Annotated in this window: 9 protein-coding genes; 2 read left to right on the forward strand and 7 right to left on the reverse strand. The window is 66.5% G+C overall.

From position 1 onward, the window contains the following. Window positions 1-27 precede the first annotated feature (27 nt). Window positions 28-1,584, reverse strand: a complete 1,557-nt coding sequence (locus tag D3880_RS17695; RefSeq protein WP_119894736.1) for an acyl-CoA synthetase — start codon at window positions 1,582-1,584, stop codon at window positions 28-30. 648 nt (window positions 1,585-2,232) lie between these two features. Here D3880_RS17695 and D3880_RS17700 point away from each other — a divergent pair. Further along, on the forward strand, window positions 2,233-4,995 hold the full coding sequence (locus tag D3880_RS17700; RefSeq protein WP_238474374.1) for a winged helix-turn-helix domain-containing protein: 2,763 nt from the start codon (window positions 2,233-2,235) through the stop codon (window positions 4,993-4,995). 292 nt (window positions 4,996-5,287) lie between these two features. On the opposite strand, the gene D3880_RS17705 is transcribed toward D3880_RS17700, so the two are convergent. The 6 genes from D3880_RS17705 to D3880_RS17730 form a co-directional block, all read right to left on the reverse strand. Then, the gene (locus D3880_RS17705; RefSeq protein WP_119894737.1) at window positions 5,288-6,418 is read right to left on the reverse strand and encodes a CaiB/BaiF CoA transferase family protein; all 1,131 of its coding nucleotides are present in this window, start codon (window positions 6,416-6,418) and stop codon (window positions 5,288-5,290) included. 205 nt (window positions 6,419-6,623) lie between these two features. Continuing rightward, window positions 6,624-7,439, reverse strand: a complete 816-nt coding sequence (locus D3880_RS17710; RefSeq protein ID WP_119894738.1) for an HpcH/HpaI aldolase/citrate lyase family protein — start codon at window positions 7,437-7,439, stop codon at window positions 6,624-6,626. Window positions 7,440-7,787: 348 nt separating this feature from the next. Continuing rightward, the gene (locus tag D3880_RS17715) at window positions 7,788-8,981 is read right to left on the reverse strand and encodes a CaiB/BaiF CoA transferase family protein (RefSeq protein ID WP_119894739.1); all 1,194 of its coding nucleotides are present in this window, start codon (window positions 8,979-8,981) and stop codon (window positions 7,788-7,790) included. A gap of 91 nt (window positions 8,982-9,072) precedes the next feature. Beyond that, entirely contained in the window at window positions 9,073-10,425 is a 1,353-nt protein-coding gene (locus tag D3880_RS17720) for an MmgE/PrpD family protein (RefSeq protein ID WP_119894740.1), read from the reverse strand. 10 nt (window positions 10,426-10,435) lie between these two features. Then, entirely contained in the window at window positions 10,436-11,596 is a 1,161-nt protein-coding gene (locus D3880_RS17725) for an acyl-CoA dehydrogenase family protein (protein WP_119894741.1), read from the reverse strand. A 58-nt stretch (window positions 11,597-11,654) separates the two neighbouring features. Next, window positions 11,655-12,482 carry an HTD2 family dehydratase gene (locus tag D3880_RS17730; RefSeq protein ID WP_119894742.1) on the reverse strand — a complete coding sequence of 276 codons (828 nt, stop codon included), beginning with the start codon at window positions 12,480-12,482 and terminating at the stop codon, window positions 11,655-11,657. 133 nt (window positions 12,483-12,615) lie between these two features. Between D3880_RS17730 and D3880_RS17735 the strand changes: the two genes are divergently transcribed. Then, entirely contained in the window at window positions 12,616-13,533 is a 918-nt protein-coding gene (locus D3880_RS17735; RefSeq protein WP_119895776.1) for a LysR family transcriptional regulator, read from the forward strand. Window positions 13,534-13,736 lie beyond the last annotated feature (203 nt).

Here is a 13,736-nt window from a genome sequence, read left to right on the forward strand (position 1 = left end):
TCCGAGTGATGGATGGTCACCGCACTGTCAGTTGACGGCCCGGGCCTTGTCTTTCCAATAAGGTTCGCGCAGGTCGCGCTTGAGCACCTTGCCGGCGCCGGACAGCGGCAGCGCGGTGGTGAAGGTCACCGATTTCGGGCATTTGTAGCCGGCGATGTGCTGCCGGCAGTGCTCGATGATGCCCGCCTCGGCGGCTTCGCAGCCGGGTTTGAGGACTACCACAGCATGCACCGCCTCGCCCCACTTGTCGCTGGGGATGCCGATCACCGCGCAGGCGGCCACCGCCGGATGGCCGGCCACCGCGCTCTCGACTTCCGCCGAATACACGTTCTCGCCGCCGGTGACGATCATGTCCTTGATCCGGTCGACGATGAACAGATAACCGTCCTCGTCCATGTAGGCGCCATCGCCGGTGTGCATCCAGCCACCGCGCAGGGCCTCGGCGGTCTCCTCCGGGCGGTTCCAGTAGCCGAGCATGACGTTGGAGCCACGCACGACGACCTCACCGACCGTGCCGCGCGGCACCTCATTGTCGTTCTCGTCGACCACCCGCACGGCAATGCCCTGCAACGGCCGACCGGCCGAGCGCAGGAGACCGTTGGCGATGCCTTCGCGACTGTGGTTGCCCGGACCGTTGCGGGAGATAGCCGGGGAGGTTTCGGTCATCCCGTAGCCATGCATGAACTCGACCCCCGGCAGCAGCTCCAAGGCACGCTCCAGCACCGGCGCGGCGATTGGCGAGGCGCCATAGGTCAGGCGCTTGAAGCTGCTGAGGTCGTACTTGGCGAAATCCGGATGCTGGATCATCGCCTGCAGCATGGTCGGCACCAGCAGAGTGTCCGTCACCCGCTCGCGCTCGATGGTCTGCAGCACATCGATCACGTCGAACATCGGCACGAATACATGCGGATTACCGGCCACCACCTGGGCGACCAGGCTCGACATGCAGGCGGTGTGAAACATCGGCGCGACATGCAGTGCGATGCAGTTCTTCTGCAGCGGATGGTCCGCCAGGCTCATGATCGCCGAGGACCACAGGTTCAGGTGCGACTGCATTACGCCCTTGGGTCGTCCGGTGGTACCGCCGGTGTACATGATGCCGGCCAGGTCCTGGCCGCCACGGAAGGCGTCGTCGACCGGCGCGTGCTCGCGGATCAGGTGCTCGTAGGAGAGCATGCCCGCCGGCGCCACGCCGTCACCGACATGCACCAGCAGCGGACGCACCTTGGCGGTGGAGGCGATGCCTTCGGCCATGGGCAGGAAGTTGTCGTCGACCAGCAGGATGCGGGTGTCGCAGTCGTCCAGCGAATAGACGATCTCCGGCACGCTCCAACGAATGTTGACCGGGTTGATCACCCCGCCGCCCCACCAGGTGCCGAGCATGTACTCGAGGAAGCGGTCGGAGTTCAGGCCGAGCATGCCGACCCGATCACCCGGCTGCATGCCGAGCCCCTGCAGGGCGCCGGCCAGACGCGACACGCGCTCACCCAGCTCCCGATAAGTGTGCCGGCGCCCACGGAACACGGTCGCCAGCGCATCGGGGTTCTGCTGCTGCATGCGATGCAGCCCTTGAGTCAGGTACATGGTCGGCCTCTGGGGATGGAGTGTTGTTATGCCGACAGATTAGAAAGGCCGCTCCGGACTGGCGTCGGTCGAAGGGATGAACCTGACTGCGATCCAGCCGTGGTCCAAACGGACTACTGCCGAGCAGCACTTGCCTGGGGCCGAGCGCCGGCCGCAGCCTGGCCTCGCCCGCCGCGGATTGCAGGCAAAAAAAGAGGCCACCAGATGACTGGTGGCCTCGATAGAGGTAATCGTTGCTACTGACTCGTCCCAGGCGTTTTGGGGACCACAGACGAGTCGAGATGATCCATTACCTGAGCGGTATTATGGAAAATGGGGAATCGTTCGCCATCGGCCGTTCGAACCATTTTCGCCGCCAATCCCCCCATTTGACCGCCAGGGCCGGCCAGCGGCGCGGCCTGCACCTCCTATTGCGCCGCCCCGCATGATTCGAAAGAACTACTCCCTCGCACGCCGGGGCATGGCAAGATAGGTGCACGCAAATAAAGTTGCGCCACGGCGCAGCAGATACCGGTCGACTCTAGGAGCGCCCATGCCTGCACCCAGCGCGCGGATAGTCGCCTTCACCCACGCCCCATACGCCCGCCGGAAGAGCGCCATGCCCAGACTTCCGGCGTTCAATGCCCCTCCAATGCCGCAACCCCTGCCATGAAAGAACCGATCATGCACAGTTCGCCGAGCCCGTCGGGTTTCTCCTCCGCTGAATCGATCTCGCGCATCCTGCCGGCCAAGCTGGCTCCGCCGATGTCCGCGCCCAGCCATCTGCAGCGGCAGAAGCTGCTCGACCTGATGATCGAGACCGGTCCGGCGCGGCTGGTGCTGATCCGCGCCGCCGCCGGCTTCGGCAAGAGCACCCTGATGCAGCAGTACTACGCCCACTGCCTGGCCACGGGGCGCGCCGCCATCTGGTTCAACCTGGATGTCGCCGACAACGACCTGCAGCGCTTCGTCAAGCACCTCAACGCCGGCTTCGACCGTCTGAGCGAAGGCCAGCAGGCGCCCCAGCCGGTGCACCCAGAACAGCACAGCCTGTCCGAGCTGAGCCTCGACCTGCTGGATCGCATCGCCGCCACGGAAACCCCGTTCTCGCTGCTGCTCGACGAGTTCGAGGTGATCCAGAATCCGCAACTGCTCGACTTCGTCCGGCAGCTGGTGGAAAACCTGCCACCCAATGGGCGCCTGGTAATCACCTCGCGTAGCGCCCCGGACATCGGCCTGGGCCGCATCCGTGCCCGCGGCCAACTGGTGGAAATCGGCCCCAGCGCGCTGCGCTTCTCGCTCGACGAGGCCACCCGCTTCATCCGTGAAAAGCATGCGCTGCAGCTGCGCGACAACGAGATCGCCACCCTGCACCGCTGCACCGAGGGCTGGGCGGCGGCGATCTTCCTCGCCACCCTGTCGCTGCACGACCGCAGCGACCACGCCGCCTTCGTGTCCTCGTTCTCCGGCTCCAACCTGGAGCTGGCCGAGTACCTGGCCGAGGACATCCTCGCCCGGCAGAGCGAGGAATGCCGCTTGTTCCTGATGGAAACCAGCGTACTCAGCCAGTTCTGCGCGCCGCTGTGCGACGCCGTCACCGGTCGCCAGGACAGTCAGGCGATGATCGAGTACCTGGAGAAGGCCAACCTGTTCCTCTTCCCCCTGGACAACGACCGCAGCTGGTTCCGCTATCACAGCCTGTTCGCCAGCTTCCTCAGCGACGCGCTGAACCGCCAGCACCCCGGTCGCGCCCAGCACCTGCACCGCGCCGCCGCGAGCTGGTACCTGTCGGTCGACCGCCCGGTGCCGGCCATCGAAGCCCTGCTGCGCGCCGGGGCCAGCGCCGAAGCGGCGGTGCAGATCGCCGCCCATGTCGACGAACTGAAGGATGCCGGACGCGCGCGCCTGCTGCTGCGCTGGCTGGACCAAATCCCCTCGGCGGAGCTCGACGCGCATCCCAAACTGCTGGTCGCCTACGCCTGGACCCTGGTCCTGAGCCGCCGCTTCCAGGACGCTGTGCCGATCCTGCATCGCCTGGAGGCCTACGAAACCGACGGCGAACGTCAGGGCTATGCGCTGGAAGCGGAAACCGTGCGCTGCCTGTTGCTGGTGATGACCGAGCGGGTCGAGGAATGCTGCGCGGCCGGCCTCAAGCAGCTCGATCGCCTGCCACCGGACGAGCTGTTCCAGTACGGCGTGGTCACCAACTCGCTGGCCTTCTCGATGATTTCCACCAGCCGCTACGACGAGGCCCGCAGCCTGCTGTCGCGCGCCCTGCAGCGCCCGGCCTACCGGCGCTCGGCGTATATGCGCGGGCTGGCCGGCAGCATGGAGGGCATCATCGACCTGGTCCAAGGCCGCCTGGGCAATGCCCTGGCTCGCCTGCAGACCGCCGCCGAGCGCCACTGGAACGACACCGCCGGCGAGACCCTGGGCGGCCGACCGACCATAGTGGTGATCCTCTCCCAGGCGCTGTACGAAGCCGACGAGCTGGGCGAAACCGAGCAGGCGCTGCTCGACATCCTGCCCTATGCCCGGGACAACAGTACCCCCGATCAGTTGATCGTCAGCCATGTGCTGCTGGCGCGCCTGGCCCTCCTGCGCGGCGACCGGGACCAGTGGCTGCGTTACCTCGCCGAACTGGAGCAACTCGGCCAGCAGGTCGGCTCGTCACGGGTGGTCTGCACCTCCTGGCTGGAGCGCGCCCGCGTTGCCACCCTGGAGGGCCGCCTGGACGCCGCCGAGCAGGCCCTGCGCTCGGCCGAGCTGATGAGCGACTGGGCACGCCCCGGCCTGACCCTGTATGCCAGCGACGTCGACCTGCCCTCGATCGTGCGCTGGCGTCTGCGCATCGCCCAGGGCGACTGCGCCGAACCGGCCGCGGCCCTGGCGGAGGCGATAGTCGCCGCGCAAGGCAGCCAGCACCATCGCCGGGCGCTGAAGCTGCGCCTGCTGCGGGCCATGGCCCTGGCCGGCCTACACCAGGACGGCGCCGCCTTCGAGGAACTGACCCTGGCCTTGCGCTTTGCCAGCCACGAAGGCTTCCTGCGCACCTTCCTCGACGAAGGCGCGCCGATGGCCGCACTACTCAAGCGCTGGGCCGCCGCCCATCAGGGCAAGCACCAGCCGAGCGGTATCGACGCGCAGTTCCTCGCCACCCTGCTCGAACGCATTGGCAGCGACCGCGCGGCGGCCAGCACCGCGGCACCCGGCCCCGGTAGCCATGGCGAGCCGCTGGAAGCGCTGACCGCGCGGGAGATCCAGGTGATCAGGTTGCTGGCCGAAGGGCACCGCAACCGGGTGATTGCCGAGAAAATGTTCCTCTCCGAGTTCACGGTGAAGTCGCACCTGCGCAACATCAACGCCAAACTCGGCGCCCAGGGCCGCACCGAGGCGGTGGCGATCGCACGCAGCCGTGGGTTGATCGATTGAGGTTGAGACAGTGACCGGCGTTAGGATTGCGCGCCGCCCTTCAGCGAACCGCCAGACAACTGGAGCTCAAAAAAATCCGGCCATGCCCTTGCAAGCATGGCCGGATTTTTTATGCCGGCAATCTAGAACCAGTTCACGATCTTTTCCACAGACGGCGGAGTTGCTGCTCTTGCCCCCCTCCCTGGCTTCATAAAAGAAAGCCGGGAGAGGGCTGGGGAGAGGGCTGAGTTGGCTGACTGACCCCCTCTCCCCCGCCCCCTAGAGGGGCTCTTCCGAGATCGTAGACCGGTTCTTAGGCGATCGCGCCGGCCTCGCGCAGGGTGGCGATTTCCGCCTCGCCCAGGCCCAGTTGCTGCAGCACTTCCACCGTATGTTCGCCGGTCTTCGGCACCGCGCCGGCCTCGGCCGGGGTGCGGCTCAGCCGCGGCGCCGGCGCCGGATGCACCACGCCGCCGGTCTCGATGAAAATGTTGCGCGCCTGCATGTGCGGGTGCTGCAGCGCCTCGCTGAAGTCCAGTACCGGCGCGATGCAGGCGTCGCTGCCTTCCAGCAACTCACTCCATTCGTCGCGGGTGCGGGTGAGGAACAGCGCCTCCAGCTTCTCGTGCATCGCCGGCCAATCCTGGCGGTTCCACTGCGCGGCGAAGAGCGGGTCGTCGATCTCGCACAGCTCGAGGAACAGCTTGTAGAACTGCGGCTCGATCGGCCCCATGGAGATGAACTTGCCATCGGCGCAGGTATAGCAGCGGTAGAACGGCGCGCCGCCGTCGAGCATGTTGTCGGCGCGCTGTGGCGACCACTTGCCACGCGCCAGGCTGTCGAAATAGGTGCTGGCCAGTAGCGCGGCGCCGTCACAGATCGCCGCGTCGACCACCTGACCCTTGCCGGACTTCTGCGCCTCGAGCACCGCGCAGACGATGCCGAAGGCCAGCATCATCGCGCCGCCGCCGAGGTCGCCGACCAGGTGCAGCGGCGGAGTCGGCGCACGGTCGCGGGAGCCCATGGCGTTCAGCGCGCCGGTCAGGCCGATGTAGTTGAGGTCGTGGCCGGCGGCCGGCGCCAACGGGCCGCTCTGTCCCCAGCCGGTCATGCGCCCGTAGACCAGGCGCGGGTTGCGCGCCTGGCAGACATCCGGACCGAGGCCGAGACGCTCCATGACGCCGGGACGGTTGCCCTCGATCAGCACGTCGGCATCGTCGATCAGGCGCAGCAGCAGTTCGGTGACGCCCGGCTTCTTCATGTCGATGGCGATGGTGCGCCGGCCGCGGTCGACCACCGTGCCGCCACCACCGAGCGCGCCCGGCACCAGGCGATCGACCCGCGTCACCTCGGCGCCCATGTCCGCCAGCATCATGGCGCAGAACGGTCCCGGCCCGATGCCGGCGATCTCCACAACCTTAAGTCCCTGCAAGGGTCCGGCCATCACTCACTCTCCTACCTAATGGATTGGAAACGTTGCGGCCGCGCGCAGCCTTGGGGGCAGCTCGCGGCCGGACAGATTGAGGGAAATTATGAAAAGCGGATGCGCAGGCGCCATCGGTCGTTCGAACCATTCCGCCGGCGGGGTCGCGACGCCTCAAGCGGTCATGGCGACGCCGCGGCGCATGGCGCTCCACGGCGACAGCGGCTTATTCGCCGGCCGCCGCCAGCAGACGGCGGGCGCGCCCGAGTACCGGGGCATCGACCATCTGGCCGTCGATCTTGAAGGCCGCCGCCCCAGTGGCTGCGCCTGCGACCACACGGCGCGCCCAGGCCAGTTCCTCGGCGCTCGGCGCCAGCGCGGCATGCACCACCGCGACCTGCTTGGGATGGATGCACAGCGCCCCGACCAGGCCCATGTCGCGGCCGCGGCGGATGGTGGCGGCCAACCCCGGCTCGTCGTCGAAGGCGGGGTAGACGGTGTCCAGCGGCGGCTGCAGGTCGTTGACCCGCGAATGCAGCAGCAGGGCGAAACGGGTCTGGTCGTAGATGACGCTCGCCGCTTCGCTGCCACTGCTCAAGCCGAGGTCGAGGCCGAGATCGAGGCCTCCATAGGTGAGGCGCTGCACGCCTTCGCAGGCGGCGATCTCGCCCAGCGCCAGCAGGCCGGCGGCGCTTTCGATCAGCGGCCAGACCGGCTTGCCAGTCGCCGCCGCATCGCGCACCTCGACCGCACTCTCGGCCTTGGGCAACAGCAAACCGACCACGCCGGCCTGCTCGCGGCAGAACGCCAGATCAGCGGCATGCTCGCCATGCTCGGCGGCGTTGACCCGCACCCAGACGCGCACGTCCGGGTTGGCGGCGAGAAAGGCGGCCAGGTTGAGGCGCGCCTGGGCCTTGAGGTCGGCCTCGACGGCGTCCTCGAAATCGACGATGACCGCGTCGGCACCGACCGCCAGGGCCTTGGCGAAACGCTCAGGACGGCTACCAGGGACGAACAGCGCCGAGCGGATGTAGAGAGTCATGGGGCTTCCTTAGTAGTTCGACGGACCGATAGAACCTGTTCAATGTCTCGTGAGCCCAGCACCTGTCATTGCCCAGAGGTGGAAAATGCTTCGCAGTTTTCCACCCTACGCGAACGTTCAGACTTTGTAGGGTGAATAACGCTTTGCTTATCCACCATTACGCCGACACAGAGCGGTCGTGACCTTGAACAGGCTCTTAGGGCCTGCTCATTAGCGGTCCAAGGACAAGAGGTGGAATCGCCTTCTCCCTTTTGGGGAGAGGGCTAGCAAGGGAAGGATGATCGACCCTCTCCCCTACCCCTCTCCGCTAAATGGGAGAAGGGAGATTCCGAAACCAGGAACAGGCGCTCAGACCGCACCATTATCATGCAAGCGTTGGATATCCGCCGAGCTGTAGCCAAGTTCGCTGAGCAGGCTGTCGGTATGTTCGCCGAGGCTGGGCACCGCGTCCATGCGCGGGCTGAACGCCGCGTTGCGCCCCGGCGGCAGCATGGCTGGCAGCTTGCCGACCGGGCTGTCGATCTCGCGCCAGCTGTCGCGTGCCTTGAGCTGCGGATGCCGCCACAGGTCGTGCATGTCGTTGACCTGGGCGTTGCCGATCTGCGCCGTTTCCAGGCGCTCGATCACCTGGGCGGCGCCGAGCCCGGCGAAGGCCGCAACGATCGCCGCGCGCAGCGCCTCGCGGTTGGCGACGCGCAACGTGGTGGTGGTGAAGCGCGGATCGCTGCGCAGGTCCGGCTGCTGCAGCACGATCTCGCAGAACGCCGCCCATTCGCGCTCGTTCTGCACGGCGAGCATCACCGTGCCGCCGTCGCCGGCCGGGAACGGCCCGTAGGGATAGATGGTGGCGTGGGCGGCGCCGGCGCGCGGCGGCGGGGTGGCGCCCTCGAAGGCGTAATACATCGGGAAGCTCATCCACTCGGCCATGCTCTCCAGCATCGACACGTCGATGCGGCTGCCGACCCCGGTCTTGCCGCGCAGCAGCAGCGCCGAGAGGATGCCGGTGTAGGCGTACATGCCGGCGGAGATGTCGGCGATCGAGCAGCCGGCCTTGGCCATCTGCTCATCACCCGGACCACCGGTGACCGAGAGGAAGCCGCTCTCGCTCTGGATCAGCAGGTCGTAGGCCTTCTTGTCCTGATAGGGGCCGCCCTCGCCGTAGCCGGAGATGTCGCAGACGATCAGGCGCGGGAAGCGCTCGTGCAGCACCTCGAACGACAGGCCCATGCGCGCGGCGGCGCCCGGCGCGAGGTTCTGCACCAGCACGTCGGCCTGGCCGAGCAGTTGCTCCAGCACGGCCTGCGCCTCGTCCTGCTTGAGATCCAGGCTCAGGCTTTCCTTGGAACGGTTGGTCCAGACGAAGTGCGAGGCCATGCCACGCACGCGTTCGTCGTAGCCACGGGCGAAGTCGCCGACGCCAGGGCGCTCGACCTTGATCACGCGGGCACCCATGTCGGCCAATTGGCGGGTACAGAACGGCGCGGCGATGGCGTGTTCGAGACTGATGACGGTGATGCCGTCGAGGGGGCGCAGTTGTGTCATCTCTTGTTCCAATCCTGTGTAGAAAGCCCCCTCACCCCAGCCATCTCCCGACGGGAGAGGGGCGGTGAGGAGCAAGCCGATGGGCCGGGGGTCAGGCAATCGCCTGAACGTCAGCCAGCTTGTGCAACTGCCAGACCTTGCCGATCAGCTCGCTTGCCTGTGCGGCGGTACGGGCGCCGGAGAAGGCCACCAGACGCTGGAACTTGTCTTCCAGCTCCGGCCGGCTCAGGGTGTTGCCCGGATCGCCCTTGGGCTCGTCGATGGCCGACGTCAGTTGGCGGCCATCGGTGGTCTGCACGTTGATACGACCCAGCCAGCGCTGCGGGTAGGCGCCATCCACTTCTGGGTCCAGCACCATCGAGACTTTCTCGCGGAACGCCGACACGCGCGGGTCGCTCAGGGAGAACTGCTCGAACTCGGTCAGCCCGGCCTTGCCATACACGGCGATCAGGCCAAGCACGGTGCCCATGGAGAACTTCGCCTGGTGTACCGACTGCGGCACGACCACGCGGCCGAGCACGTCGATCGCGCCCTGGTGTACGCGAGTGGTGACGCTTTCGATCTGCTCGAAGCCCAGCTTCTCGCGCTGCATCAGCGCCAGCAGCGCATCGCCGGCCGGGTGGGTGTGACGGCAGGAGGCGTGGAACTTGAAGGAAGTTTCGGCCAGCGCCCAGCGGGTGCCCAGACGGTCGACCAGCCACTTGGCGTCGGCATCCTTCGACATCCCGGCGGCCATGCCCTGCTCGCCTTCGAGAATGTTCTTCGCGCCCGTCAGTCCATCGGCAGTCAGGTAGGCGGCCAGCAGACCATCGGCGGCGGCCTTGGCGGTGTGCAACTGCTTGGAGTCGGCCGCGTCCCGCAGGAACTCCCACAGACCGGCAGCCTGGGTGCCGGCACTGCCCAGGCAGTTGACGAACTGCTCGGTGTCGAAGTCCAGCAGCTTGGCCACGCTCACCGCAGCGGCCAGGGTGCCGACCGTCGCGGTGGTGTGGAAGATGCGGTAATGCGAACGGCCGAGGAACTCACCGATACGGATACCCGCTTCGTAGCCGGCGACGCAGGCAACGACCAGTTCGCGACCGGACTTGCCGAGATCCTGCGCCGCCGCCAGAGCGGCCGGGAAGACCACGGTGGCCGGGTGCAGCACCGAGCTGTTGTGCAGGTCGTCCTGCTCGACCAGGTGCGAGCTGGCGGCGTTCACCAGGGCGGCGAAATACGCCGAGCTGCGCTGGCCGTTGACGATGATCTGGCAGCGGCCATCGGCCGGCCCCATCTTCTGCGCATAGCGCTCGAACAGCGGGATCGGGTGTGCGCCCTGGCTGGCCAGGGCAGAGCCCAGCCAGTCGAGGAACAGGTCTTCGGTGCGCTCGACCACCGCCTGCGGCAGGTCTTCGTAACGCAGGCCGGCGAGGAATTCGGCCAGGGCGCGGGTGTTGTTGCTCATGGCGGACTCCTCAGAACGAACGCGGCAGGTCGAGGATGTGCTCGGCCACGTAGGACAGGATCAGGTTGGTGGAAATCGGCGCCACCTGGTACAGGCGGGTCTCGCGGAACTTGCGCTCGACGTCGTATTCGCAGGCGAAGCCGAAGCCGCCGTGGGTCTGCAGGGCTGCGTTGGCCGCCTCCCAGGACGCCTTGGCCGCCAGGTACTTGGCCATGTTGGCGCTAGCCCCGGCGTTCAGTCCGGCGTCGTATTCCTGGCAGGCTTTCCAGCGCATCAGATCGGCGGCTTCGACTTCGATATGCGCCTCGGCGATGGGGAACTGCACGCCCTGGTTCTGGCCGATCGGCCGGCCGAACACCACGCGATCGCGGGCATAGGCACTGGCCTTCTCGATGAACCAGCGGCCGTCGCCGATGCACTCGGCGGCGATCAGCGTGCGCTCGGCGTTGAGGCCGTCGAGGATGTACTTGAAGCCCTTGCCTTCCTCGCCGATCAGGCTGTCGGCGGGAATTTCCAGGTTGTCGAAGAACAGCTCGTTGGTCTCGTGGTTGACCATGTTGGCGATCGGCTGCACGGTCAGGCCGTTGCCGATGGCCTGGCGCAGGTCGACCAGGAAGATCGACATGCCCTCGGATTTCTTCTTCACCTCCGCCAGCGGCGTGGTGCGTGCCAGGAGGATCATCAGGTCGGAATGCTGGATGCGCGAGATCCACACCTTCTGGCCGTTGATCACGTACTTGTCGCCCTGGCGCACGGCCGTGGTCTTGATCTTGGTGGTGTCGGTGCCGGTAGTTGGCTCGGTCACACCCATCGACTGCAGGCGCAGCTCGCCGCTGGCCAGCTTCGGCAGGTAATAGCTCTTCTGCGCCTCACTGCCGTTCCGCAGCAGGGTAAACATGTTGTACATCTGCCCGTGCACGGTGCCGGAGTTACCGCCGCAGCGGTTAACTTCCTCGAGGATCACCGAGGCCTCGGCCAGGCCCAGGCCAGAGCCGCCGTACTCCTCCGGGATCATCGCCGACAGCCAGCCGGCCTGGGTCATGGCGTCGACAAAGGCTTCCGGGAAGCCCTTCTCCTCGTCGATCTTGCGCCAGTAGGCGGAGTCGAACTCGGCGCACAGGGCGCGGACGCCTTCGCGGATGTGTTGGTATTGGTCGGTAGTGGCGATCATCTCTTGATCCTCGCTCACGACGGGTGCGGCCCGCCGTCTTGATATGAAAAAAGAAGGGTTAGTCGAAGTGCACTTCGCCGATCTGGGCGATACCGCTGTCGTTGCCAGCCCACAGCTCGACGACGCCCGCCCGCACGATGCGCCCGCTGACCTGGAACGGCTGCGGGGCGATCAGCGGGCGCTGGCCGCGGTGGCTGAAGCGGCGCACGCGCGCGTCCGGGTTGGCGCGGCAGAACGCGCGCAGCATCAGGGTGGCGATCAGCGGGCCGTGCACCACCAGCCCGGTGTAGCCCTCGGCTTCGGTGACATAGGGCCAGTCGTAGTGGATACGGTGGCCGTTGAAGGTCACCGCCGAATAGCGAAACAGCAGGGTCGGCGTCGGCACCACCGTTTCGTTCCAGTCGCCCGCCGCGGCTGGTTCGCCACCACCGAGCTTGGGTGGAGTCGGCTCGCGGTAGACGATGTCCTGGCGCTCGCGCAGGGTCAGACGGCCGTCCTGGACATACTCGTGACGCAAGCTGACGAACAGCAGCGCGCCGGTGCGCCCGCTCTTCTCCTCGATCTTCTCGATGCGCGTCTGGCGCACAGTCCGGCCACCCACGCGCAGCGGCTCGAGGAATTCCACCTCGCTGCCGGCCCACATGCGATTGCGATTGTCCGCCGCCGGCAGGAAGCCGCCGCGTGCCGGATGGCCGTCGGCGCCGAGGCCGGATTCGGGCACCGGCTCCTGGAAGAACGCCCAGTGCCACAGCGGCGGCAACGCCTGACCGACCGCCGGGGACGCTTCGTCGAAGGTGGTGGCGATGCGCCGGACCAGGGTGGCGCACAGCTCGTCGTGGGTTTCTTCGGTGCGCCCCAGCCAGGCGGAATAGTCGGCTTCGCTCATGGACTCAACTCTTCTCGCAAAATTGCCTAAACAGAGGATGGAGAAGCTCTTGTGTTTTGTGAATCTGCATTTTAATAATTCAGCGTTCATCAAAATCGAACGCCATTCCGGCCAGCACGGAGAATATTTCAGCATGCATTTCGATCTCGCCGACCTGCGCCTGTTCATCCATATCGCCGAGTCACCGAGCCTCACCCAAGGCGCCAAACGCGCCTTTCTCTCCCCGGCCGCCGCCAGCGCCAGGATCAAAGCACTGGAAAGCCAACTGGGTTCTCGCCTGCTCTATCGCGACAACCGCGGCGTTGACCTGACCCCCGCCGGTCAGCGCCTGCTGCAACACGCCCGACTGATCATGCGTCAGGTGGAGTATTTGAAGAACGAGTTCACCGCATACGGCGCCGACGCCGCCGGACACATCCGTATTTTTGCCAACACCACGGCGGTGACCGAGTTTCTCCCCGAGGTCCTGGCCGGCTTTCTGGCGCAACGTCCGGGCGTGACCGTCGACCTGCAGGAACGCCTGAGCCGCGACATCGTCCGCGGCGTATTGGATGGTTCATCGGACCTGGGCATCATCGCCGGCCCGGTGAACGCCAGCGGCTTGCAGGTGCTGCACTTCAGCACTGACCGCCTGGTTCTCGCGGTCCCCCGCAACCACCCATTGAGCACACTGAAACACGTCAAGCTGAAAGACACGCTGCGCTATCAGCATGTCGGCCTGCACGAAGGCAGCACGCTGCTGAGCTTTCTGCGCGAACAGGTTGAGCACCTTGGCGAAACGCTGTCCCTGCGGATTCAGGTATCCAGTTTCGAGGCCGTGTGCCGGATGGTCGAGACCGGGGTCGGCATCGGCGTAATCCCCGAGTCGGCCGCCAAGCGGCATAGCCGTACCATGGATCTCACCATCATCGAACTGGACGAGGAGTGGGCCATCCGGGAACGCAGCATGCTGGTACGGGATCTGGATGCCCTGCCCGGCTGCGTCCGAGCCTTGATCGACACCCTGCTGCCAGCCTCGGGGGCAGAGCCCCCGTCGAATACCCCGACCTAGGGTCTGTTGACGTTTCGTCGCGAACCGCGTTGCCGCGGCAAATGGCGCCAGGCTAGGCGCGGGACGCAGGGAATGGTCGTTCCCTTGCCAAGTCCCGCAACGACGCATGGCGCCATTTGCCGCGCAACCCGCAGGGACGGGCCTGTTTCTGCGCGGCGCGTCGTTGCTCGACGCTCATTTGGAACGACCGAACTTCGCGTCTC

Origin of the sequence: Pseudomonas cavernae (assembly GCF_003595175.1) — a bacterium.
Lineage (GTDB): Bacteria > Pseudomonadota > Gammaproteobacteria > Pseudomonadales > Pseudomonadaceae > Aquipseudomonas > Aquipseudomonas cavernae.

Excerpts from the sequence above, each read along its gene's own strand:
- D3880_RS17695 (WP_119894736.1), bottom strand. The coding sequence starts at position 1,584 with ATGTACCTGACTCAAGGGCTGCATCGCATGCAGCAGCAGAACCCCGAT.
- D3880_RS17700 (WP_238474374.1), top strand. The coding sequence starts at position 2,233 with ATGAAAGAACCGATCATGCACAGTTCGCCGAGCCCGTCGGGTTTCTCC.
- D3880_RS17705 (WP_119894737.1), bottom strand. The coding sequence starts at position 6,418 with ATGGCCGGACCCTTGCAGGGACTTAAGGTTGTGGAGATCGCCGGCATC.
- D3880_RS17710 (WP_119894738.1), bottom strand. The coding sequence starts at position 7,439 with ATGACTCTCTACATCCGCTCGGCGCTGTTCGTCCCTGGTAGCCGTCCT.
- D3880_RS17715 (WP_119894739.1), bottom strand. The coding sequence starts at position 8,981 with ATGACACAACTGCGCCCCCTCGACGGCATCACCGTCATCAGTCTCGAA.
- D3880_RS17720 (WP_119894740.1), bottom strand. The coding sequence starts at position 10,425 with ATGAGCAACAACACCCGCGCCCTGGCCGAATTCCTCGCCGGCCTGCGT.
- D3880_RS17725 (WP_119894741.1), bottom strand. The coding sequence starts at position 11,596 with ATGATCGCCACTACCGACCAATACCAACACATCCGCGAAGGCGTCCGC.
- D3880_RS17730 (WP_119894742.1), bottom strand. The coding sequence starts at position 12,482 with ATGAGCGAAGCCGACTATTCCGCCTGGCTGGGGCGCACCGAAGAAACC.
- D3880_RS17735 (WP_119895776.1), top strand. The coding sequence starts at position 12,616 with ATGCATTTCGATCTCGCCGACCTGCGCCTGTTCATCCATATCGCCGAG.